The organism is Variovorax sp. P4_B11, from assembly GCF_056402355.1.
In genome coordinates this window covers 23,118-46,046 of record NZ_JBFUHO010000034.1, presented here as the reverse complement: position 1 = coordinate 46,046, position 22,929 = coordinate 23,118, and the positions used below count along the sequence as shown (strand labels likewise).

Annotated in this window: 21 protein-coding genes and 2 pseudogenes; 13 read left to right on the top strand and 10 right to left on the bottom strand. The window is 67.5% G+C overall.

Annotation, left to right across the window (positions count from 1 at the left end):
* The first annotated feature begins 62 nt into the window (after positions 1–62).
* Positions 63–965 carry a LysR family transcriptional regulator gene (locus tag AC1DYD_RS25830; RefSeq protein WP_478175612.1) on the top strand — a complete coding sequence of 301 codons (903 nt, stop codon included), beginning with the start codon at positions 63–65 and terminating at the stop codon, positions 963–965.
* A 92-nt stretch (positions 966–1,057) separates the two neighbouring features.
* Here AC1DYD_RS25830 and AC1DYD_RS25825 read toward each other — a convergent pair.
* The 4 genes and pseudogenes from AC1DYD_RS25825 to AC1DYD_RS25810 all read right to left on the bottom strand — a co-directional run.
* Positions 1,058–1,360: pseudogene (locus tag AC1DYD_RS25825) on the bottom strand (branched-chain amino acid ABC transporter permease); the annotation flags it as partial.
* Positions 1,360–1,476: pseudogene (locus AC1DYD_RS25820) on the bottom strand (ABC transporter ATP-binding protein); the annotation flags it as partial. The pseudogenes AC1DYD_RS25820 and AC1DYD_RS25825, both read right to left, overlap by 1 nt.
* Positions 1,477–1,488: 12 nt before the next feature.
* Positions 1,489–2,298, bottom strand: coding sequence for a 3-hydroxybutyrate dehydrogenase (locus tag AC1DYD_RS25815; RefSeq protein ID WP_478175611.1), 810 nt, complete (start codon positions 2,296–2,298; stop codon positions 1,489–1,491).
* A gap of 36 nt (positions 2,299–2,334) precedes the next feature.
* On the bottom strand, positions 2,335–4,107 hold the full coding sequence (locus AC1DYD_RS25810) for a carboxylesterase/lipase family protein (RefSeq protein WP_478175649.1): 1,773 nt from the start codon (positions 4,105–4,107) through the stop codon (positions 2,335–2,337).
* Positions 4,108–4,317: 210 nt separating this feature from the next.
* Here AC1DYD_RS25810 and AC1DYD_RS25805 point away from each other — a divergent pair, with 210 nt between their 5' ends.
* The gene (locus AC1DYD_RS25805; RefSeq protein ID WP_478175610.1) at positions 4,318–5,367 is read left to right on the top strand and encodes an AraC family transcriptional regulator; all 1,050 of its coding nucleotides are present in this window, start codon (positions 4,318–4,320) and stop codon (positions 5,365–5,367) included.
* 102 nt (positions 5,368–5,469) lie between these two features.
* Positions 5,470–6,081: an ABC transporter substrate-binding protein gene (locus AC1DYD_RS25800; protein ID WP_478175609.1), complete on the top strand. Its 612-nt coding sequence runs from the start codon at positions 5,470–5,472 to the stop codon at positions 6,079–6,081.
* 305 nt (positions 6,082–6,386) lie between these two features.
* Here the strand turns inward: AC1DYD_RS25800 and AC1DYD_RS25795 are convergent, their stop codons facing one another.
* From AC1DYD_RS25795 to AC1DYD_RS25785, 3 genes are all read right to left on the bottom strand, one after another.
* A complete protein-coding gene (locus AC1DYD_RS25795; RefSeq protein ID WP_478175608.1) occupies positions 6,387–7,157 on the bottom strand; it encodes a class II aldolase/adducin family protein in 771 nt (256 codons plus the stop codon).
* A gap of 87 nt (positions 7,158–7,244) precedes the next feature.
* Positions 7,245–7,805: a hypothetical protein gene (locus AC1DYD_RS25790; protein ID WP_478175607.1), complete on the bottom strand. Its 561-nt coding sequence runs from the start codon at positions 7,803–7,805 to the stop codon at positions 7,245–7,247.
* Between the two features lie 152 nt (positions 7,806–7,957).
* On the bottom strand, positions 7,958–8,635 hold the full coding sequence (locus AC1DYD_RS25785; RefSeq protein ID WP_478175606.1) for an alpha/beta hydrolase family protein: 678 nt from the start codon (positions 8,633–8,635) through the stop codon (positions 7,958–7,960).
* Positions 8,636–8,729: 94 nt separating this feature from the next.
* Between AC1DYD_RS25785 and AC1DYD_RS25780 the strand changes: the two genes are divergently transcribed.
* Positions 8,730–9,509 carry a metallophosphoesterase family protein gene (locus tag AC1DYD_RS25780; protein ID WP_478175605.1) on the top strand — a complete coding sequence of 260 codons (780 nt, stop codon included), beginning with the start codon at positions 8,730–8,732 and terminating at the stop codon, positions 9,507–9,509.
* Positions 9,510–9,511: 2 nt separating this feature from the next.
* On the opposite strand, the gene AC1DYD_RS25775 is transcribed toward AC1DYD_RS25780, so the two are convergent.
* Positions 9,512–9,994, bottom strand: a complete 483-nt coding sequence (locus AC1DYD_RS25775; RefSeq protein WP_478175604.1) for a cyclic nucleotide-binding domain-containing protein — start codon at positions 9,992–9,994, stop codon at positions 9,512–9,514.
* Between the two features lie 76 nt (positions 9,995–10,070).
* Complete coding sequence (locus AC1DYD_RS25770) at positions 10,071–10,436, bottom strand: hypothetical protein (RefSeq protein ID WP_478175603.1); 366 nt, start codon at positions 10,434–10,436, stop codon at positions 10,071–10,073.
* A 128-nt stretch (positions 10,437–10,564) separates the two neighbouring features.
* Between AC1DYD_RS25770 and AC1DYD_RS25765 the strand changes: the two genes are divergently transcribed.
* Entirely contained in the window at positions 10,565–13,156 is a 2,592-nt protein-coding gene (locus tag AC1DYD_RS25765) for a flavin-containing monooxygenase (RefSeq protein ID WP_478175602.1), read from the top strand.
* A 46-nt stretch (positions 13,157–13,202) separates the two neighbouring features.
* Here AC1DYD_RS25765 and AC1DYD_RS25760 read toward each other — a convergent pair whose 3' ends face one another.
* The gene (locus tag AC1DYD_RS25760; protein ID WP_478175601.1) at positions 13,203–14,111 is read right to left on the bottom strand and encodes a LysR substrate-binding domain-containing protein; all 909 of its coding nucleotides are present in this window, start codon (positions 14,109–14,111) and stop codon (positions 13,203–13,205) included.
* A 106-nt stretch (positions 14,112–14,217) separates the two neighbouring features.
* Here AC1DYD_RS25760 and AC1DYD_RS25755 point away from each other — a divergent pair, with 106 nt between their 5' ends.
* The 8 genes from AC1DYD_RS25755 to AC1DYD_RS25720 all read left to right on the top strand — a co-directional run bounded on the left by AC1DYD_RS25755 (position 14,218) and on the right by AC1DYD_RS25720 (position 22,897).
* Positions 14,218–15,105 (top strand): dioxygenase family protein, encoded by an 888-nt coding sequence (locus AC1DYD_RS25755; protein ID WP_478175600.1) that lies wholly within the window; start codon positions 14,218–14,220, stop codon positions 15,103–15,105.
* Positions 15,106–15,140: 35 nt separating this feature from the next.
* Positions 15,141–15,950 (top strand): citryl-CoA lyase, encoded by an 810-nt coding sequence (locus AC1DYD_RS25750; RefSeq protein ID WP_478175599.1) that lies wholly within the window; start codon positions 15,141–15,143, stop codon positions 15,948–15,950.
* Positions 15,947–17,083 carry a CaiB/BaiF CoA transferase family protein gene (locus AC1DYD_RS25745; protein WP_478175598.1) on the top strand — a complete coding sequence of 379 codons (1,137 nt, stop codon included), beginning with the start codon at positions 15,947–15,949 and terminating at the stop codon, positions 17,081–17,083. The genes AC1DYD_RS25750 and AC1DYD_RS25745 overlap by 4 nt, the downstream gene beginning before the upstream one ends.
* A gap of 23 nt (positions 17,084–17,106) precedes the next feature.
* A complete protein-coding gene (locus tag AC1DYD_RS25740) occupies positions 17,107–18,090 on the top strand; it encodes a Bug family tripartite tricarboxylate transporter substrate binding protein (protein ID WP_478175597.1) in 984 nt (327 codons plus the stop codon).
* A gap of 296 nt (positions 18,091–18,386) precedes the next feature.
* Positions 18,387–19,601, top strand: a complete 1,215-nt coding sequence (locus tag AC1DYD_RS25735; RefSeq protein ID WP_478175596.1) for an amino acid ABC transporter substrate-binding protein — start codon at positions 18,387–18,389, stop codon at positions 19,599–19,601.
* Positions 19,598–20,461 carry a branched-chain amino acid ABC transporter permease gene (locus AC1DYD_RS25730; RefSeq protein WP_478175595.1) on the top strand — a complete coding sequence of 288 codons (864 nt, stop codon included), beginning with the start codon at positions 19,598–19,600 and terminating at the stop codon, positions 20,459–20,461. The genes AC1DYD_RS25735 and AC1DYD_RS25730 overlap by 4 nt, the downstream gene beginning before the upstream one ends.
* Entirely contained in the window at positions 20,458–22,200 is a 1,743-nt protein-coding gene (locus AC1DYD_RS25725) for a branched-chain amino acid ABC transporter ATP-binding protein/permease (protein WP_478175594.1), read from the top strand. The genes AC1DYD_RS25730 and AC1DYD_RS25725 overlap by 4 nt, the downstream gene beginning before the upstream one ends.
* Positions 22,193–22,897 (top strand): ABC transporter ATP-binding protein, encoded by a 705-nt coding sequence (locus AC1DYD_RS25720; protein WP_478175593.1) that lies wholly within the window; start codon positions 22,193–22,195, stop codon positions 22,895–22,897. Before AC1DYD_RS25725 ends, AC1DYD_RS25720 begins: the two co-directional genes overlap by 8 nt.
* Positions 22,898–22,929: the final 32 nt, after the last annotated feature.

Genomic DNA, 22,929 nt, shown 5'->3' with positions numbered 1-22,929 from the left:
TGTATGTGGCGCCTTTCAATCCGTAAAATGGATTGTGGTTATGCACATCATCCAAATCCGTTATGACCCCGATTCCACGCCTGGACCTCAACCTGCTCGTTTCGTTGGACGTGCTGTTGGCTGAGTGCCATGTCACCCGCGCAGCCTCCCGCCTGGGTCTGTCGCAGCCGGCCTTGTCGGCACAGTTGCGGCAATTGCGCGCAGCTTTCGGCGACCCGCTGCTGGTACCCGGCCCCAAGGGCATGACGCCCACCTCGCGCGCACTGGCCCTGAAGGCGCCCTTGCGCGAATTGCTGGCGGGGTTTCACGGCCTGATCAGTTCGGGCCAAGCCTTCGATCCGATGACGACGCAGCGAGTGTTCCGCATTGCCGCCACCGACGCTATCCACAGCATCGTCACGACGCCGCTGGCTGCCTGCCTGGCTACGCTCGCGCCGCAGTGCCAGCTGGCCATGCAGCGCGCCGATCTGCAGAACCTGCCCGAGCAGATGGCCAGCGGAGAGCTGGATCTGGCGCTGCTCACCCCACAAGCTATGCCCGCCATGCTGCATGCGCGCAAGCTCTACGACGAAACCTTTCTGTGCGTGATGCGGGAAGGCCATCCAGCCGCTGCCCAGCCGATGGATCTCGACACGTTTTGCAGTTTTGCGCATGCGCTGGTTTCGCCCAGCGGTGGCGGTTTTATCGGCGCCGTGGATGAGGCCCTTCAGACGCGGGGCCGCAGCCGCCGGGTACAGATCTCGGTGAACAGCTTCCTGTTGGTGCCCAGCTTGGTCGAGGGCACAGATCTGATCGCCACCGTTCCTGCGCGGCTGGCGCGGCACTGGGCCGGACGGCTGGCTGTGGTTTCCGTGCCGCTGGAGGTACAGGGTTTTTCTGTCTCCATGGGATGGCATCCGCGAGCGCATGCCGATCCGGCCCAGGTTTGGCTCCGCGAGACGATGCGGCAGGCGGTGTCCGCTTGACTGAGGCGTCACGCTCGCAAAGGCACCTCTTCGCCCTCGCAGGTACACGCGGCGTGCGCTACTGGTCCGGGCACGCGATCGCCCTGAACTGCTTACGGCTTCGTTGGTTCCCGCCGGCGATCGATGAAAGCGATGATCTCGCCCATGATCCCGCGCCGGAATGCCAGCACGCAGATCACGAAGATCAGGCCGGTGACCATGGTGACCGATTCACCCAGCGTGTTGAACCAATCCACCGTCGTGATGCGCGCCAGCAGATGGCCGAACTCGCCGATCTTGTTTTCGAGCAGGACCACCACGCCCGAGCCGACCAGCGGGCCTGAAAGCGTGCCGAGGCCACCAACCAGCGTCATCAGGATGACCTGGCCTGAAGCACTCCAGTGCACGTCCGACAGGGGCCGATCAGCGCATGGATCGATCCGCGAACGACCGACAGATTGACCTTGCTGACCGCAGTGAAGCCCTTGAATTCCTTGGCGAGCTGTCGTGTCTGGAGAATGATGTCGCTCATCTCACGCGGTCCTCACTGTGCCGTCCATCCACCGTCGATGGGAATCGACGCACCGGTCAGGTTATGCGCCGCGGGGTCGCAGAGCCAAACTACGGTTTGCGCAATCTCATCGGGGGTCGACGTGCGTCCACTGGGTTGCTTCTCGCGCAGGAGATCGCGAATACCGGCATCGCGGTCACCGCCGAACTGTGCAGCGCGCGACTGGATCTGCGGTTCGATGATCGCCGTCTCCGTCCATCCAGGGCAGATGCAGTTTGCCGTGACGCCTCCGCTGCTGCGGGTGCCGGCCTGTGCGGCTTCCAACGCCGCGACGCGGGTCAAGCCGACGAGGCCGAACTTCGCGGCCACATACGGAGCCTTGTTCACCGAGGCCACCAGCCCATGGACGGAGGCGATGTTGATGATGCGCCCGTAGCCGCGGGCCTGCATGCTCGGCAACGCCAGACGCATTGTGTCGAAGGCCGCCGACAGGTTGATCGCCAGGATCGTGTCCCACTTGGCGCGAGGCATCTCCGCCAGTGGCGCCGTGTGCTGAATGCCGGCGTTGTTGACGAGGATGTCCAGCGGTCCCCCGCTCAGGACTTCGTCCATCATTTCCTGCACGCAAGACGGGTCGCCAAGGTCATGGCTGAGGATCAAGACCGGGGCAGGCGCGATCTTGGCCATGGCCTGACGTGCCATATCGTGCGCTCGGGCGTCGGGCAGGCCGTGCAACACCACCGTCGCACCCTGGCGCGCCAGCGCTCTTGCGATCGCCAGGCCGATGCCCTGAACCGAGCCGGTCACCAGCGCGCGCTTTCCCTCCAAGTTGGTCATGCTCATAAGTGGTCTTCTCCTAGATGTTTGTTTCAGCCAGCCCTACTGAACCGCAATGCTCTTTGCAGTTGGCGTCGCGTCGAAAACCAACGTGTTTGGCCAGGCAGGCCAAGTGACCCCCAGAGCGGCGTTGTTCGGGTCGCCATTCCTGGCGAACGCGGCCACGCTGCCCATCATCGCCGCGGACAGGTCGATCCTTCCCGGCTTGTTGGCGCTGCTGTTGGCGACGTTGGCGAACAGCGACGGGCCGAAGTTGCCGAACACGAATGGGAGGTCGAAGGCGTGGGCCGCGCCGTAGATGTCGTTCCATGGCGCGGGCTCCTGATGCCAGGCGAACTGGTAGTACCAGACGCTGGCCTGCTGGGCCTTCAACGCATTGAGGACGTTGTCGCGGCTCGCGATGAAGAAGATCTTGTTCAGAAGATCGGTCTCGGCATTGAAGCCGGTCCCGGCGGTGGTGACCGGCAGGTACTTGGCCGGGATCCACTGGTCGATCGTGATCGTCGGTGCCGCATCAGGCTTGTAGTTGAATTGCGTCGTGAAGAGCGTGGCGTCGTTCACGAGGCGACCGCTGGTGCCGCCGAGCGCCGGCGACAGCGCGAGGAAGGTCGGGAACAGCTTGGCCTCTTCACGCGTGTTGCCCGCCAACACGGGCACCTTCAGGTAGTTGCCCGCTTTGATGGAGGCGATCGGATCGGTCGGTACCACCGCTCCATCGGGAATGGGCCCGGAGCCCGCCAGGCCGAGGGGCGCGAGCTTGGTGAGCAGCGTGGAGAGCAAGGTAGCGGGATCCTTGCTGCGCAGGTAGTCCGCGATCTGTGCCGGGGTCTGGGTCGCAATGTACGCCTGGGCCGAAGCCGTATCGGTGGCCTTGCCGTCCGCGATCAGGAGATTGCTCAGCAGCGCGTTGCCTTGAGCCAAGGCGGCCGAGGCGGGCGACAGAGTGGCAATGCTGCCGGCGGGCAGATCGGTGGCGAGCGAGATGCCCCCGCTCATCGGCACGACCTTGTGAATCAGCTTCGGGTTGGCACTCACGATCAGCGGGGAGGTCAGCAGCGCGTAGACATTGATGGCGCCGGCCGACTGACCCATCACTGTGACGTTGCCAGGGTCGCCACCAAAGTTCGCAATGTTCTTGTTGATGAACTGAAGTGCCTTGATGTTGTCGAGCGAGGCAAAGTTGCCCGAGTCGTTGCTGGTGCTCGATCCGTCCTTCAACTGCGGCAGGTTCAGCCAGCCGAAGATGCCCAAACGATAGTTCGCCGTGACGACCACCGCGTTGGCGGTCTTGGACAGCGTCGCACCGTCATAGACCGGATCGGCGGTGTACCCGGAGACATTGCTGCCCCCGTGGATGAACATGATCACGGGGAGATTCGTGTCGCTCGTGGCAGGGCGCCAGATGTTCAGGTAGAGACAGTCCTCGCTGCCAACCGCCTGATTGAGCGTGGTTGCTATCGTCGCGTCGTAGGTGTTGTTGGCGCCGGGGCCGTAGATGCGTCCGTACTGCACACACGCATTGGCGAACCGCTGCGTTGTCTTTGGAGACAACCATGGATCCGGGTCGATGGGTGCCTTCCAGCGAAGCGCGCCGGTCGGCGCTTTGGCGAACGGAACGCCTTTCCAGGCGAAGGTCCCCGACGTGGCGGAGTCGTTCGTGCCCACGACCAGGCCGAACGATGTCAGTGTCGTCGGAGCGGCCTCGCCGCCGCCCCCGAACGCCGTGAGAGTGGAGCCGCCGCCACCCCCGCATGCCGTCAAGGCAATACAGGCCAGGACAAGAGCGCCGAGTCCGGCGCGTTCAGTGAATTCCATGGTTTGTCTCCGAATGAGCCCGCCAGCGAACACCGAATCCCAAGGTAGCGGCGCGGCCGGCGTGGATTTGCTTTGCGCTATGCTAGGCACGAAGGAGCGGCAAAGCACTGTCCCAAGGCCGCCAGTTTGCTGACTTTGCGGGCCACTGCGACCCACGCGCCGTGGGCCCGCATCGAGGCTCACCGTTGGAGCGCGTACGGGGAGGAGACGATGATTCTGCGAACCAGTTCCACCTCGTGGGTCAGGGGCGTTGTCGACATGTTCCGCGAGGAAGGGTTGGATGTACAAGCCCTGTTTCGCGATGCGGCGCTCGACATCGCCGTTCTGGACGATCCGGGCGGGCGCTTCTCGATCGACGATGTGAGTGCGCTGTGGGACATGGCGGTGGCGCGATCCGGCAAGACCACGCTTGGGCTGTCGAGAGCGCTTGCTATCACCTATGGCAACTTTGGCCTCGTGCGCTACGCAATGATGGCTTGCCCGACTCTGCTCGCAGCGCTCGAACGGCTCGTTCGATACATGAACGTCGTCAGCAATGCAGCGACGTTCTCGTTGACTGAGGGCGCCGGTGGCTATTGGTTCGAGCTCGGCCATCAAGGCGGGGAGCGACCTGTTCCAAGGCAGCGAGTCGAGTTCGGCATGCTCACGGTTCTGACATCTTGCAGTTGGTTCACCGGCCGCGAGCTGGTCGCAGAGGTGGTCGAGTTCGTCTATCCTGAGCCTGCCGATCCGCGGCCGCACCGAGCGGCATTCGGATGCCCGGTTCTTTTCAGCCAACCCGCGAACCGCGCTCTCTTGCGGAAAGCCGACCTGGCACTGCCCCTTTCGGCTCGCGACAGTGCCATGCTTGTGTTGCATGATCAGCTGGTCGAAGATGAACTCGAGCGACTCGAAGGATTCCGTACAAGTCACCAGGTGCGCAGGATCTTGAAGGCCGGGGTGTTGCAGCCCGAGCCTCGTCGCGAGCAAATCGCTGCCGCCCTGAGCATGAGCGATCGGACGTTGCAGCGCAGGCTTCAGACAGAAGCGACCTCATTCCAGCGGCTACTCGATGAAACACGTCGAGAGCTGGCGCAGCAGTATTTGAGGAAGCCGAACATTCCATTGAAGCTTGTGGCCGAGCTGCTCGGATTTGAAGATCAGAGCAACCTGTACCGAGCCTGCAAGCGCTGGTTCGGGGAATCACCTGGTCAGTACCGCGCCCGACTGTCCGTCAGAGTCCATGTGGCCCACGAGTCAGAGCATCGACTGAGAGGTTGAGCTGCGGACGGCGGCGCCTCGCGTCGGCTCTACCGACCCTTGGCGAACAGCGGGCTCGGGGCAACTTGCTATGTCGGGCGCTTCGACCTCGGCGTCAAGGACGTGACAGAGCAGTTGAAGGAGGCACACAAGGCCGGCGCCAACGTGATCTTCATCTACACCATCGCGCCCGAGAACGCGGTCATCGCCAATGGCCGGCAGGCGCTGGGCTGGAAGGTGCCGCAGGTGGGCGCGTGGGGGCTTTCTTTCCCGCTCTTCATCGACAGCGCGAAGGAGGCGGCCGAAGATTCGCTGATGACGCTGAGTTTCGTGGCCGAGCCCACCAACGATCGGCGGGCGAGCTTCCTGGCCGGCTATGCGCGCAAGTTCAATACGACCCGCATTCCGGTGCCTATGGCGGCAGCCCAGGCCTACGACGCGACCTACCTGCTGGCCCACGCCGTCCTGAGCCTGCCGAGCGAAAGGCTGACGGGCCCCGACATCAGATACGCGCTGGAACATCCCAAGCGCGCGTACTACGGCGTCGTGACCACCTACGACAAGCCATTCAGCAGCGAGGACCGAGAGGCCTTGACGCAGAACATGCTGGTGGTCGGCACCGTGAAGAACGGTGCCGTCACGTTTGCGCATGCCGAGGACGCAGCGCGCAACAACATCGTCCAGCGCAAGCGAACCACCGAGGCGGACCACAGCGCGAGAGACCGCGGATTGTGATGCGAGTTTGAAGGCGCTCCTGCGTCGAATCGCGAGATGCGGCCGAGTCGCAGCGCCGCGGCATTCCGAGGCGTCGACAAATCAAGCCGACGAAGCGCAGACCAAGTTGTTTCTCGGCATGCAACTTTCTAGACTCTATTGGCTGCTGTGCGCCCGCAATGCAAGTGCTGAAGGGGTCCGTTTCCGAACTATCGCGGGGTAAGAGACTTGGGCCGCTAAAGGCACTTTCCCTCTGAGAAGTCTCCGGATCGCGTTCCTCTGGATCGCCATGGACCGGGCCTGGCGCCGATCTGACGGGCCTCGATTCAGTCCACGAGATCCGGGTCGCTCACGATGATGTCGTCCCACAGCGTTTGGAACGAAAGCCAGCCGAAGGAGGGCGAGCCGAGGACCGACGCCAGCCAGCGGGCATCCTCCGCCTGCCAATGGGTGGGTGTGCCTGCCGCCTCGGCCATGAGCTGCGATTCGCAGCACCGGTTCATGAGGACGAACCACCACGCGGCTTCATCGATGCTCTGACCCGTCGTGAAGATGCCGTGCCCGCCGTGGACCGCGACGCGCTTGTCACCGAAAGCAGCGGCGAAGCGGGCTGCGGATGCCGCTTCGCGCACCACTCGCGGTTCCAGGATGAGCGCCTGCTGCTCGAAGAAGATGCAGGCGTCCTGAGTGATCGGGTCGAGCAGCCGCTCGAACGAAGACCAGGTCGACGCATGCAAGGCGTGCGCATGGCAGACAGCCGCGACCTCCGGACGCGCTCGATGGATGGCGGTGTGCAACAGGAGCCCCACGGGATTGACCATGCCGCTGCCGCGAACCACCTGTCCCTGAGGGTTGACCTGGACCAGGTGCGACACCTTGACCTGGTTCATGGCGACGCCGACCGGATTGACCCAGAAGTGATCAGGCAGCTCGGGGTCGCGCACCGTGACGTGGCCCAGCAGGCCCTCCGAGAATCCGCGCCGGCCGAAGATGCGACACGCGGCGGCGAGCCGTTGCAGCAAGTGGGTGCGCTCCGCTTCCCTGCTGTCGAAGCGCGGGGGTGCCCGGGATGCGAAGCTCTGTACGCCGATCTGCACGATGGATCTCCTCGAGTCCGGCCCGGCGCCGGTTGGAGGGCGACAGTAGCACTTGAGCGTGAACCGGCGCAAGCTGGCCGGACGGCCCTAGGCCTTGGGCCGCCGCCGCGTGATCAGTCGGCGAATCGCCGCCGCGACGCCCGCGGTGTCGCGGGTGCCGCCCGCGATCGGATCGGCGCCGAAGATCACCCGCTGCTCGGCCAGCGCGACTTGCAGCGCTTCGAGGTTCTTGTCGCTGTAGACCCAGGTGCCGGAGACCACGTGCGCGCCCGAGGTGACGGGCGTGATCCGGACGTCTTCGACGCCGACCCGCTCCAGCATGGCGGCGCGTGAGCCGGCCTGTTGCGCGGGGCCGCCCAGGCTTTCGATCGGGCGCACGAAGGCGAAGCTGACGGCCTGCACCTGCGGGAAGTGCTCCGAGATGAAAGCACAGATCTCGAAGAAGATCAGCCGCCCGATGTGCCTGCGCTCGTTCAGCAGAGCCGGCGACGCAGTGAACGTCTCGATGTGGATCCGTGTGCCGTAGTTCAGGACGAGCACGGGGTCCAAGGTCGCGAGAAGGGCCTTGCCCTCATGGACCTGCAGGGGGTCGCCGAGTCGATAGAAGGCACCGTGTGGCCCGGTGATTCGAATGTGGGTGAAGGTCATGTGGGACGCATGCGGCCGGATGCGAGGTCGATCCGCTCATCCCCTCGGATGCCGACGACGACCCCTCTTCTGTCGCATCGTCACTTTAGCGGACTTGGGCCTTGTTTCCGTGCAGCGCACGACAGCGGTTTTCCTCTTTCACCCGAAGGAAGTCACACAATCGAATGCATCCAGGCCGCGGCGCCGTCGAGGACCTGCTGCATCACTTCCTGGTCGTTGCGGCCCGAGCGCACCAGCACGTGGAAGGAATGGTCCGCCTCGTCGATCCGAAGCAGTGTCGCCACGGGACCGAGTTCGGCCATCAGCTTCTCGACCCGGTCGAATTCCGCGAGCTTGTCGCGGGTGCCCTGGATGAACAGCATCGGCGTGCGGATGTCGAACAGATGGCGCGCCCGGTCGCTCGACGGCGCACCCGCCGCGTGCAGCGGAAAACCCACGAACACCAGCCCGGCGACCCCCGGCAGAGGCGACTGCGCCTGGGCCTGCGAGCTCATGCGTCCCCCGAAGGACTTGCCGCCCGCGAACAGCGGCAGCGAGGGGAAAAGGCCCGCGGCGTGCGCCACGGCGGCGCGCACCGTGGCCTGCGCGACCGCCGGCGAGTCGGTGCGTTTCGAGCCCCGCTCCATGTAGGGAAACTGGTAGCGCAGCGTCGCGATGCCCCGCTGCGCCAGGCCATCGGCCACCTCGGCCATGAACGGATGCGCCATGCCGGCGCCGGCGCCGTGGCCGAAGACGTAGCAGGCCCGCGGCGCGGGCGGCGATCGCACCAGGCCCGAGACGGTCTCGGCGCCGCCGAGCGTGAGGGTGGTGGGTTGTGCGTCGGTGTTCATGTCCCGTTTCTCCGATGGTCTGCACCGCCAACCTTAACCTCGGCGGGGCCCCAGGTGCGAAAAGGCGTTTCGCCAGGGCATTCCAGCCCCCACAATGCGAAGCTCCGTCGCTGCAGTCAATGTCGTGCGCATCCTGCTTGTTTCCGATCTTCACTACACCTTGCCCCAGCTCGACTGGGTGGTGCGGTCGGCGCCATCCTACGATCTCGTGGTGCTCGCGGGCGACCACCTGGATGTGAGCTCGCCGGTCTCGCTGGACGCGCAGTCGGTGGTCCTGCTGCGCTACTTCTCGCTGATGAATCCAGGCACGTCGCTGGTGCTGGCCTCCGGCAACCACGACCTGACGGGGCCGGATCGGCACGGCGAGCGGGCGGCGTTGTGGCTGCCGGAGAGTCGTCGCACCGGCGTCTCGACGGACGGCGATTCGTTGACGATCGGCGACACCCTGATCACGATCTGCCCCTGGTGGGACGGCCCGGCCGGCCGGGCCGCGCTCGAACGGCAACTGGCGGCGGACGCACGACGGCGTCCTGCCCGCTGGGTCTGGATCTATCACTGGCCGCCGACGGGTTCGCCCACCTGCTGGACCGGCAAGCGGGCGTATGGCGACGCCGATGTCGCGGCCTGGATCGCAGGCTACCAGCCTGAGTTCGTGCTGACCGGCCACGTGCACGAGCCGCCGTTCAAGCCTGCGGGAGCCTGGGCGGACCGCCTGGGTGCCACCTGGGTCTTCAACGCCGGCCGGCAGATCGGTCCGGTGCCCGCTCACATCGTGATCGACCTGGCCGCGGGCAGCGCATCGTGGCGCTCGATGATGGGTGAGGAAGTGCTGGCGCTCGACGCCGAACGCGCGCCTGCGCGATCGGTTTTCTGAGTTCAGTAGTCGGGGTTCGGCTCCCTGGCCGAGCCAGGGCGCGCCGGCCGGCCCTGGCGGTGTGCCAACTGGCCCAGCACCTCCGAGACCATCGCCAGGCCAGGCGAATCGCCGTACTGGTTCTTCAGGTCGGCGAGGTAGGTCGTGACGAAGTTCAGGCGCTCGGCCAGCCCCACTGCGATCAATCGCGTGATGGCCGGGTCGCTCATCAGAAAGGCGCGGCCATCGGCCGCGTAGCGAACGATGCTCGGTTCGCCCGCCACGACCGTGGCGCTGTAGGGTGAATCCAGCAGCAGCGAGATCTCGCCGATCGCGGCGCCCGGGCGGTTGATCGTATTGATCGCGATGCCGGCCTTGCTGATCTGCAGGGTCCCCGACACCAGGATCCACAGACCCTCGCCCGACTCGCCTTCGCGCACCACCGTGTCGCCGGGGGCCAACCTGATTTCAGGCAGGCCGGCGCTGCGCTGCAGTAGTTCGTCCATGCGCCGATGTTAGGCGAACTGCCGTTCGACGGCGAGCCGAACCTGGAATCCGGGCGCCGAGCCCGGGCCGCCGGCTTCAGCGCGCCTTCGGCCAGGGCAGCAGCCGGTGCCGTGGCGCTTTCTTCTCCGCCTGCGGGCTGGCGGCGGCGGGCTTGGCCTGCGCCTGCTCGTGCTGGGCGAGGTTGATCTCGCCGCTGGCGGATACCGCGATCTGCCGCGTTTCCACCGCGATCGCGGCGATCGTCAGGCTGGGCAGCACGCGCAGCCGGAGCTCGCCGTCGATGCGGAAGGCGCGGCCCGTCGCCGCGGTGATGCTGTCCGCGAGCATCGCCGCCAGCCGCTCCGGTGGATAGGCGCGCCGCAGTGCGACCCACGCCGCCGCCAGCAGAAGGCCGAGCACGCACAGGGCCTCTCGGGAGGAGGACCGCGTGGAGGTCGACATCCGGAACGCGAATTGCGCAAGGGGTGTCGAGAAGTGAATGGCGCGCAGCACCCGCACGCTGTAACCTGAGACCGTTCGGCCGTCGCCGGCAAGCGCATCAACCTGGGGGTACCTGCATGGTGGAGCAAATGACCAACGACACGACGCCTGAGGCCGCCGACTTCGACGTGGTGGTGGTGGGGGCCGGCTTTTCGGGCCTGTACCTGCTGTACAGGTTGCGGCAGCTGGGCTTCTCCACCCGCGTGCTCGAGCTGGCCGGCGACGTGGGCGGCACCTGGTACTGGAACCGCTACCCGGGCGCGCGCTGCGACATCCCGACCACCGACTACACCTACAGCTTCGACCCCGAACTGGAGAAGGCCTGGACCTGGTCGGAAAAGTACGCCACCCAGCCGGAGATCCTGCGCTATGCCCAGTTCGTGGCCGAGCGCTACGACCTGCGGCGCGATATCGACTTCAACACCCGGGTGGTGGCCGCCCGCTGGGACGCCGATGCCGCCTGCTGGCGCTTGCGCACCGACACCGGTCAAGACATCCGCTGCAATCACTACGTGATGGCGAGCGGCTGCCTGTCACTGCCCAAGACACCCGACATCGCGGGCGCCGAGCGTTTCAAGGGGGAGGTTTACTTCACCAGCCGCTGGCCGCAGGAGGAGGTGGACTTCACCGGCAAGCGGGTGGCGGTGATCGGCACGGGCTCTTCGGGCATCCAGGCGATCCCCCTCATCGCCCGCCAGGCCAGCCAGCTGACGGTGTTCCAGCGGACGCCGAACTTTTCGATCCCGGCCGGCAACGGCCCGGTGCGGCCCGAACGGCGCGCAGCCCTCGAAGCCGATCGTGAAGCCTATCGCCAGACGGCGAAGTGGTCGCGCGCCGGCGTGCCGGGTGAGCGGACCCGGATCTATGGCCGCTACAGCACGCCTGAGGTGCACCGCGAACGCTTCGAAGCGGCCTGGCAAGCGGGGGAGTTGATCCCCATGCTGGGGGTGTTCGCCGATCAGATCCTGTTCCGCGATGCCAATGCCATCGTGGCCGGCATGGTGCACGAGAAGATCCGCGACATCGTCCGAGACCCGCGGATCGCCGAGTTGCTGTGTCCGAAGGACCACCCTTTCGGCACCAAGCGCCCGTGCCTGGACACCGGCTACTACGCCACCTTCAACCTGCCCCATGTGCGGCTGGTCGACTTGCGCCGTCATCCGATCGAGACCATGACCGAGACCGGGATCGCACTCGCCGACCAATCGATGGCGTTCGATGCGATCGTCTACGCCACCGGCTTCGACGCGATGACCGGCGCCATCGTGTCGGTGGACATCACCGGGCGCGACGGCAGCACGCTGAAGCAGAAGTGGGCGCACGGGCCGATCACCTACCTCGGGCTGATGACGGCGGGCTTCCCCAATTTGTTCACCATCACCGGGCCGGGCAGCCCGTCGGTGTTGTCGAACATGATGGTGTCGATCGAGCAGCATGTCGATTGGGTTGCCGACTGTCTGGTCCGGCTGCGCGCGGAGGGCATGACCACCATCGAGCCCACCGAGACCGCCGAGTCCGGCTGGGTGACGCACGTCAACGACTGCGCCGACATCACGCTCTACCCGACGGCCGATTCCTGGTACATGGGGGCCAACGTTCCGGGCAAAGCGCGGGGGTTCCTGCCTTATGTCGGCGGCGTCGATGCCTACCGCGGCGCCTGCGACGAGGTGGCGGCTTGCGACTACCTGGGCTTCAGGCGCAGCGGTGCGCAGGGCTCGCGGTGCACGGACGGCGTGGTCCGGCGCCTGCAGCCCGACGTGGCGATGGTGCTGCAGATGATGGCGGCAATGAACTTGCCAACCTTCGATTCCTTGCCTGTCGACCAGGCGCGCGCCCTCCTGCAGCAACTGTCGGCGGCGCGCCCGCCGGGCCCGGCGGTGGGCGAGACCATCGATGGCACGTGGCCAGGGGCGGCTGGCGCGCTGGGGTACCGTCTGTACCGGCCGGACAGCCCGGGGCCGCATCCAGTGCTTGTCTACTTCCATGGTGGCGGCTGGGTGCTGGGAAGCCACGATTCCGACGACCCCTTGTGCCGGGACCTGTGCCGACGTTCCGAGGCGCTGATCGTGTCGGTGAACTACCGGCACGCGCCGGAGGCGCGCTTCCCGGCCGCCGCCGACGACGGCCTGGCTGCGGTTCGCTGGGTCGCCGACCACGCGCTCGAGTGGGGCGGTGTTCCTGGCGCGCTGGCGGTGGCCGGATGGAGTGCCGGTGCCAACGTTGCGGCCGTGACCTGCCAGCAGGCGCGAGATGGCGGGGGCCCGTCGATCTCGGGGCAGCTGTTGCTGACGCCGATGACCGACTGCAGCATGACCAGCCCGTCTTGCGTGGAAAACGCCGAAGGCTACGTGCTGACCGCGCCACTGGTGAAGTGGTTCTGGGACCACTATGCCGACCTTGACGAACGCCCCCATCCAAAGGCGTCGCCGCTGCGCGCCTACGATCTGTCGAATCTGCCGCCCGCGTTCGTCGTCACCTGCCAGTTCGATCCGCTTCGCGATCAGGGCGTTGCTTACGCCCAGGCGCTGGCCGCGGCCGGGACGCCGGCGCGCTGGATCACCGCACGCGGCCACACCCACACGTCGCTGACGATGGTCGACGTGGTGGTATCGGGCGAGCGCGTCCGGGCCGAGATGGCCAACGCGCTGCGCGGCTTCTTCAAAGCCGCGGTGCCGGCTTGATGAAGCCGCTCGGCCTGGCGCTGCGCAGCGACGGGGTCCGCGACCCTCAACCCGGCCCTTCGCGCCGCAGACTGATCCCCAACGCGGTCTTGCGCAGAATCACCGCGAAGGACTGCACCGCCGCTGGCTTGCTCTCGCCTAGCCGCCACAGGATGCCCGGCGTGCGGATCGGCGTCGGGCTCTCGAGCGGGATCACCTTCAGGCCCGGCATGCCCTCCGGCACCGCGTTGATGGCGACGATCGAGCCGATCAAGGTGCGCGCGACCAGCGCCAGCATCGGCGCCACCGTCGACATCTCGGCCACCACCGTCGGCTCGGCGCCGCAGGCCCGGAAGCACTCGTCGAGCATGGTGCGGGTCGAGAAGGCCGCCGACACCAGCACGAGGTCCTGCCGGTGCAGTTCCACCATGCGGATGCGCTTGCGCCCCGCCAGCGGATGGGCCGGCGACACGACCAGCACCATCTCCTCGTTGTAGAGCGGCTCGAACCACAGGTCGCTCGGATCCTCGGGCCGGTAGGCGATGCCCAGGTCCAGTTCGCCGGCCGCCAGCCGGGCGACGATCACCTCGGCGGCCAGCTCCTCGACGCTGATGCGCACCGTCGGATGGCGCGCCAGGAACAGCGCCACGCATTCCGGGATCAGCCCGATGTTGAAGGTGTGCGTCGCGCCGATGCGTACCTTGCCCGTCAGGTTGCCGGCGCCCGGCTTGAGCAGCGCCACGCCCTGGTCGACCTCCCGCAGCGCGCGCGAGGCGAAGCCCCGAAACAGCTCCCCGGCCTCGGTCGTCACCACCTTCTTGCCGATGCGCTCGAACAGCGGCTGGCCCACTTGGTCCTCGAGCTGCTTGATCTGGTGCGAGAGCGTCGACTGGGTGACGTGCACGCGCTCCGCCGCCCGCGTGAAGCTCAGGCAATCGGCCAGCGCGACGAAGTAGCGTAGATGCCTCATCTCCATGGAAACCCCTGCTAATGATCGATGCCATCGATGATATCGATGGAAAGTAATCATTTGTCGGCGCATCGGCCAAGGCCTATCGTCCGCCCCATCAGGAGACAACACCATGGCGGACTACAACCAGGACAACATCACGCAGGACGTGCTCGAAGCCTTCGGCAAGACGCCCGACCCGCGCCTGCGCCAGCTCATGAGCGCGCTGGTCAAGCACATCCACGCCTTTGCGCGCGAGGTCGATCTCCAGCCCGAGGAATGGCTCGCCGGCTTGAAGTTTCTCGAAGCGACAGGGAAGATCTCGACCGACAAGCGGCCCGAGTTCATCCTGCTGTCGGACACGATCGGCCTGTCGATGATGGTGGTGGCGCTGGCGCAGGCGCGCGCCAGCGGCGAATCGAAGGGCGCGACCGAGGCCACCGAGGCCACGGTCGAAGGTCCGTTCTACTGGGCCGGCGCGCCCGAGCTTGCGCTGGGCGCCGACATCGGCAAGGGCGTGCTGGGCGAGCCGACCCTCTACATGGGCCGCGTGACCGACGTGCGCGGCGAGCCGCTGGCCGGCGCGCTGCTCGACGTCTGGTCGGGCGACGGCAACGGCAAGTACGACGTGCAGCTCAGCAGCGAGCCCACGATGGGAGCGCGCGGGCGCTTCCACACCGACGCCCAGGGACGCTACTGGTTCTGGTCGATCCGCCCGGCCTACTACCCGATCCCGGACGACGGCCCGGTGGGCGAGATGATGCGCGCCACCGATCGCAGCATCTTCCGCCCCGGCCACATCCACCTGCAGGTGTCGGCGCCGGGCCATGTGATGCTGACGACGCAGCTGTTCGTCGGCGGCAGCCCGTACATCGACGCCGACGCCGTCTTCGGCAAGCGCGACAGCCTGGTGGTCGACTTCGAGACCCATCCCCCCGGCAAGGCGGTGGATGGCCGCGAGATGCGCGTGCCCTACCACTCGGCCAGCTTCGACGTCCGCCTCGCGCCCGTGCCGGCCTGAACGCGGCCCCCACCCACTATCGAACAAGGATTCCCATGAAGATCGGCAAGGCCACCGTGCCCCGTTCGTCCATCAGCACCTCGGACGCCCACAGCATCGTCATCCGCGGCTACGACCTGTCGAAGGAGCTGATCGGCAAGGTGTCGTTCGTCGACCACTTCTTCCTGCTGCTCACCGGCCATTGGCCCACCGAAGGACAGGCCGCCGTGCTCAACGCCACGCTGGTGGCGATCGCCGAGCATGGCCTGGTCCCGAGCGTGCAGGCCGCGCGCATGACCTTCGCCGCGGCCCCCGATGCGATGCAGGGCGCGGTGGCGGCAGGCATCCTCGGCTGCGGTTCGGTGGTGCTCGGCTCGTCCGAGACGGCCGGCCGCATGTTCGGCGAGATCGATGCCAAGGTGCAGGCAGGCATGGCGATCGACGCCGCCGCGCGCGAGGTGATGAAGGCCTGGCGCGCGGCGGGGCGGTCCCTTCCGGGCTACGGCCATCCGCTGCACAAGGAGCGCGACGAGCGCGTCGGCGCGCTGTTCGACGCGGCGCGCGCGGCCGGCACCGACCTGCGCTTCGTCGCCATCGCCGAGGCCGCCGAAGCCCTGCTGCCCGAGGTGCTGGGCAAGCCGCTCAAGCTCAACGTCTCGGGCGCGATCCCGGCCGTGCTGCTCGGCGCCGGCTTCCCGGTCGAAGGGCTCAAGGGCGTGCCGATGCTCGCGCGCACCGCGGGCCTGATCGCCCACATGGTCGAGGAGATCCGCCAGCCGATCGGCTTCGCGCTGTCCTACCAGGCGACGCGCGAAGCGCAATACGACGGCGAGCTGCCCGAGGGCTTCGGTGGGCGGCCCGCATGATCCCGGTGCTGAAGGGACTGAAGGTGGTCGAGCAAGGCACCTTCATCACCGGTCCGGCGGCCGGCATGCTGCTCGGCGACCTGGGCGCCGACGTGATCAAGGTCGAGCAGCCGGTCACGGGCGACCCGTTCCGCGCCTTCAAGAACGGTCTCTACAGCCCGCACTACCAGACCTACAACCGCAACAAGCGCAGCATCACGCTCGACACCAAGGACGGCGCCGACCGTGAGGTGCTCGACGCGCTCATCGCCGATGCCGACGTCTACATCCAGAACTTTCGCCCCGGCGTGGCGGAAAAACTCGGCGTCGGCGCCGAGCGCCTGCAGGCGCTGAATCCGAAGCTGATCTATGTCGCGATCAGCGGCTTCGGCGCCACCGGACCGGCTGCCAACCGGCCGGCCTACGACACCGTGGCCCAGGCCGCGAGCGGCTTCCTCCACCTGCTCGTGAACCCGGAGAACCCGCGCGTGGTGGGCCCGGCCATCGCCGATTCGCTGACCGGCTTCTATGCCGCCTACGGTGCGCTGGGCGCGCTGTTCGAGCGCAGCCGGACCGGCGTCGGGCGCAAGGTCGAGGTGTCGATGCTCGAGGCCATGGCGCATTTCAACCTCGATGCCTTCACGCACTTCTTCCAGGTCGACGAAGTGATGGGCCCCTACAGCCGGCCCAGCGTGTCGCAGTCCTACGTGCTGCGCTGCGCGGACGGCAAGTGGATTGCGCTGCACATGTCGTCGCCCGAGAAGTTCTGGCGCGGACTCGCGCTCGCGATCGAGCAGCCGGACATCTTCGAGGACGCGCGCTTTGCCACCCGCGACGCCCGCATCGAGAACCAGGAGACGCTGATCCGGCTGCTGGGCGAGCGCTTCCGCACGCAGCCACGCGACGAATGGTGCCGCCGCCTGCAGCGCGAGGACGTGCCGAACGCGCCGATGTACGACACCAGCGAGGCGCTCGAGGACCCGCAGGCGAAGCATCTGCAGCTGATGACCTCGGCCGAGCACCCGGTGATGGGGCTGTTCCGCACGGTGCGTTCGCCGGTCAGCTTCGACGGCGAGCGCGCGCTCGAGGTGCGCCCGCCGCCGATGCTCGGCGAGCACAGCGACGAGATCCGCGCCGCGCTCAAGCGCAAATAGAACAACGACGACGGAGACAAGACATGGCTTTCAGGACGACGATTCGATGGCTCGGCGCGGCGGCGCTCGCTGCAAGCGCGCTGCTGCTGCTGGGCGGGCTCGCGAAGGCGCAGGACAACAAGGGGCCGATCCGGATGGTCGTGCCCTTCGGCGCCGGCACCACCACCGACACCGTGGGACGCATCGTCGGCGACGCGCTGGCGAGGAACCTGCAGCAGACCCTGGTCGTCGACAACCGCGCAGGCGCGGGCGGATCGACCGGCACCGACCTGGTCGCCAAGTCGCCGCCCGATGGCCGCACGCTGGTGATGGGGACCGTGGGCACGCATGCGATCAACGCGGCGCTGTTCAGCAAGCTGCCCTACGACCCGGCGCGCGACTTCGCCCCCGTCGCCTTCATCGGCTACACGCCGACCCTGCTGGTGGTGGCGGCCGATTCGCCGCTCAAGTCGCTCAAGGACCTGGCGCAGGCCGCGGCCCGGCCGGCCGGCCTGACCTTCGCCTCGGCCGGCAACGGCACCTCCGGCCACCTGGCCGGTGAACTGCTGGCCCAGCGGCTGGGCGGCAAGATGCTCCACGTGCCCTACAAGGAGGGCGGGATGGCGCTGACCAGCGTGATGTCGTCGCAGGTCGACTTCATGTTCTATCACCCGGCCGCCGTGATGCCGCAGATCAAGGCCGGCAAGCTGCGTGCGCTGGGTGCCAGCGGCGCGGAGCGCAGCGCCGCGGCGAGCCAGGTGCCGACGCTGATGGAGCAGGGCATCGCGGACTTCGACCTGGTCGCCTGGTTCATGCTCTACGCGCCGGCGGCCACCCCCGCGGCCACCCTGGCGCAGTTGCGCTCGGCCGGCGCCGCCGTGCTCGCCCAGCCCGAGGTGATGACGCGGCTGCGCGAGCAGGGCGTCGAGCCGGGCCGGATGCGCGCCGAGGACCTGCAGCCCTTCAACCAGAAGGAACTGGTCAAGTGGGCGGGCCTGGTCAAGCGCTCCGGCGCGCAGGTCGACTAGCATGAAACACCCCCGAAGCGCCTACGGCGCCTCGAGTCGCTGCCAGAGGCAGCGGCTCTTCGGTTCCGTCCAAGCCTGCGCAGGCAGGCTTGGAGCCGCGGACCTCAGCCCCTCGAGGGGGCGATACCAGCGGCCCGGCAAAGCCGGTTCCGCGGTATCCCTGGCATTTGGCTGCGCCGGTTTCATGCGTCGCGGGTCACGCGATCGCGTAGTGGAGCACTGACATGAGATGCCTCCACGCTCATCGCTCGCATTTTTGTTCGCTTCGCTCATAAGAACCTACAGGAGACAGCACCATGAAGACCGGAAAACTTCCAGGCATCGACCGGCGCGCGGCCGTGGCCGCCATTGCCTTCGCGGCGAGCGGCTTCGCCTTCGCGCAGCAGCCTTCGGGCCCGCCGATCCGCATCGGCAGCACGCTGGCGCTGACCGGCCCGCTGTCGGCCACCGCGCAGATCCACAAGCTGGTGGGCGAGATCTACGTCGAGCAGCTCAACAAGCGCGGTGGCCTGCTCGGCCGGCCGGTCGAGTGGGTGGTGAAGGACGACCAGTCGAAGCCCGACCTCGCGCGCACGCTGTACGAGCAGCTGGTCACGGCCGACAAGGTCGACCTCCTGATGGGGCCGTACGCGACCGGCGCGATCCTGTCGGCCATGGGCGTGGCGCAGCGCTACAACAAGGTGCTGGTGCACCACACGCTGGGCATCCCGTCGCTGGCCAAGTACGACATGCAGTTCCCGGCCTGGTCGATCGGCTCGGACCCGGCGACCACGGTGCCGAACACGTTGTTCGACGCGCTGGCGGCGTCGCCCAAGCCGCCGAAGACGGTGGCCGTGGTGACCAGCAAGTTCCCGTCGATCCAGTTCATGAGCGCGGGCGCGCGCGAAGTGCTCAAGAAGCGCGGCCTGACCGAGGTGCTCTTCCTCGAATGGGATTTCGGCAACCGCGACTTCGGCCCGATCGCCAATCGCGTGAAGGATGCCAAGCCCGACTTCGTCTGGGTCGGCGCCATCGGGCTGGAGGGCAACCTGCTGCTCGACGCAATGAAGAAGATCGACTATTCGCCGCCGCTGCACTTCTATCTCTACCCCGCGCCCGGGCCGCTGCTGGCGTCGCCGGACGCGAAGAACGCGCTCTCGGCCACGATCTTCGAGGCGCAGCCGCCTTTCACCTCCAACTTCGGCGCCGCCGAGTTCGTGAAGATCTACAGCGAGCGCGCGGCCAAGGCCGGCTTCACCGACACCTCGGTCGAGACCCAGGCCGCGGCCTCCTACACCGCCTGGCAGATCCTCGAGGCCGGCGTGGTCGGCACCCAGAGCCTGGACGACAAGGCGATCGGCACCTACCTCAAGACCCACAAGGTCGACACCCTGCAGGGCAAGCTGCGCTTCGACGGCACCGGCAACTTCGGCGACGACCTGATGCGCATCAAGCAGATCCAGGACGGCAAGTGGGTCGTGGTGTGGCCGAAGGAAGTCACCTCGGGTGGCGCGAAGCTGCTGACGCCGTGAACTTCACGCTGCCCAGCCTTTCGCTGCTGTCCCAGTCCATCCTGTCGGGCATCTTCGTCGGCGCGCTGTACGGCCTGATGGGCCTGGGCCTCAGCCTGAGCTGGGGCCTGCTGCGGCTGATCAACCTGGCGCACTTCGCGTTCGCCTTCCTGGCGGCCTACCTCTGCTACCAGCTCTCGACGATGGGCATGGACCCGCTGCTGACGCTGCTGGTCATCGTGCCGGCCTTCTTCGCGCTCGGCGCCGGCCTGCACTGGGTGATGGTCCGCTTCCAGGTGTCGCCCTTCAATTCTCTGCTGCTGACCTTCGGCCTCACCGGCATCGCGGAGAGCGTGATCCAGTCGATCTGGACCGCCGACTTCCGCAAGCTCGAATCGAGCTATGCCGAGCAGAAGTTCAAGCTCGGCGGGCTGTTCGTGCCGGTGCCCGAACTCATCACGCTGCTGCTCGCGGTGAGCCTCAGCTTCGCGGTCTGGGCGGTGCTGCGCTACACCGACCTGGGGCGGGCGATGCGTGCCGCCGCGCAGGACGCACCGGTGGCCGCGGCCTTCGGCGTCAACCAGAAGGCGCTCGGCCTGGCGCTGGCCGGCACCTGCGCCGCGCTCGCCAGCGTCGCCGGCGTCTGCCTGGCGCTGAGCTTCACGCTGGCACCGTCGCAGATGTACGCCTGGATCGGCGTCGTGTTCGCGGCCGTCATGCTGGGCGGCCTGGGCAGCGCGCTGGGGCCGCTGGTCGCGGGCACCCTGATCGGCATCAGCGAGGCGATCACCATGGCGGTGACCGCGCCCTCGTGGGCGCCGATCGTTTCGTTCACGCTGCTGATCGTGATCCTCGTTCTGCGACCCGGAAAGACCGCATGAGCTTCCAACGAACCCCGATGGTCATCCTGCTGGCCGGCGCGGCCCTGGCTTTCGTGCCGCAGCTGGGCCTGCCGGCCTTCTACGACTCGCTGCTCTACCTGATGCTGCACTGGGTGGTGCTGGCGACCTCGTGGAACATCCTGTCCGGCTACTCGGGCTACTTCTCCTTCGGCCACGGCGCCTTCTTCGGCGCCGGCATCTACACCAGCGCCAACCTGATGGCGCGCTACGACTGGCCCTTTCTCTGGACCCTGCCGGTGGCCGCGGGCGTCGCCGCGCTGCTCGGCGTGGCGCTGGGGGCCGTGGTGTTCCGCGTCAAGGGCGTGCGCGGCGAGCTGTTCGCGCTGCTCACGCTGGCGATCACCTTCGTGATCGGCACCATCGTGGTCAACACGCCCCTGGACGGCGGCAACGGCGTCTCGCTGGCCGCGGTGCCGGTGCCGAAGATCGGGCCCACGCCCTCGGCCACCTTCTACCTGCTGGCGCTCGCCGCGGCCGTGGCCACGCTGCTGATCGCCTGGGCCATCCAGGTGTCGAAGTTCGGCGCCGGCCTGTTCGCGATCCACGACGACGAGGACGCCGCCGAGGTGCTGGGCGTGCCCACCTACCGCTACAAGCTGTTCGCGCTGGCGGTCTCGTGCGCGCTGGCCGGCGTGGCCGGCGGCATCCACGCGCTGTTCCTGTCCTACGTGACTGCCGGCGACGTCTTCACGATCACGGTGCCGCTGACGGTGGTGCTGATGAGCGTGCTCGGCGGCACGCGCCATTGGGCCGGGCCGGCGATCGGCGCGGTGGTCATCACCGGGCTGCTCTACAGCTTCACGGCGGCCGACCACGCCGTGGCCGGCAAGGCGATGATCGGCGCCATCCTGATCGCGGCGATCCTGTTCATGCCCGACGGCATCCTCGAGCGCCTTCGCCGCGTCTGGAAGCGCGCGCCGGCCGTGCCGAGCGGCCCGACCCCGGTGTCCGAGGCGCCGGTGCGGGCCGCAGCGACCGCGGGCGCGCGGGGCGACGTGCTGTTGCGCGTGCAAGGCCTGTCCAAGTCGTTCAAGGGCGTGCGCGCGCTCGGCGGCGTCGATGTCGAGGTGCGGCGCGGCGAGATCCTCGGCTTGCTGGGGCCCAACGGTTCCGGCAAGTCGACCTTCATCAATGTCGTCAGCGGCCATTTCGCGCCGACCGGCGGCTCGATCTGGTTCGAGGGCCGCTGCCTCAACGGCCTGCCGGCGCACCGCATCGCGGGCAGCGGCATCGCCCGCACCTACCAGATCCCACGGCCCTTCGCGCACCTGAGCGTGCTGCAGAACGTGGCGGTCGCGACGATGTTCGGCGGCGAGAGCCGCAACCCGGCCGCAGCCTGCAGGCAAGCGATGCGCTGGCTCGAGTTCACCGGCCTGGAGGACAAGGCCGGCGCGCGGCCCGACGACCTGAACCTGCATCAGCGCAAGTTCCTCGAGCTCGCCCGCGCGCTGGCCGCGCGGCCCCGGCTGGTGCTGCTCGACGAGGTGCTGTGCGGGCTGACGCCGAGCGAGATCGACGACGCGGTGGCGCTGATCCGGCGCATCCGCGACCAGGGCTCGACCATCGTGTTCGTCGAGCACGTGATGCGCGCCGTGATGGCGCTGACCGACCGGATCGTCGTCCTGAACCACGGCGAACTGCTGGCCGAAGGCGCGGTCGGCGACGTGATGCAGCGGCCCGAAGTGATGACCGCCTACCTGGGGAAGGCCCATGCTTGAAGTGCGCGATCTTCAGGTGGCGTATGGCGCCGCGCAGGCGCTGTGGTCGGTCTCGCTCGACGTCCGCGACGGCGAGCTGCTGTGCGTGGTCGGGCCCAACGGCGCCGGCAAGACCACGCTCATCAACACCATCGCCGGCATGCTGCACGCGCGCAGCGGACGCATCGCGCTCGACGGCCGCGACATCACGCAGCTGCCGGCGCACCGCTTCTGCGACGCCGGCATCGCGCTGGTGCCCGAGGGCCGGCGCCTCTTCACCGGCATGAGCGTGCTCGAGAACCTCGAGCTCGGCAGCTACCTGCCGAAGGCCAAGTCCGAACGGCGGGAGACCCTGGCGCAGGTCATCGAGCTGTTCCCGGCGATCAGGGAGAAGCTCGCGAGTCCGGCGGGCGAACTCTCGGGCGGCCAGCAGCAGATGGTCGCGATCGCCCGCGCGCTGATGGCGCGGCCGCGCCTGCTGCTGCTCGACGAGCCCTCGCTCGGCCTGTCGCCGCGCATCGTGCACGACATGTTCGCCGCCATCCGGCGCATCAACGCGGGCGGCATGTCGGTGCTGCTGGTCGAGCAGAACGTCGTGATGGCGATGGAGATCTCGCAGCGCGCCTACGTGCTCGAGGAAGGCCGCGTGGTGGCCGAGGGCGCGCCGCAGGAGCTGCTGTCCCGGCCCGAGATCCAGCGCGCCTACCTGGGCGTCTGACGCCTCTTCTTTTTTTCCACCACACCCTGGAG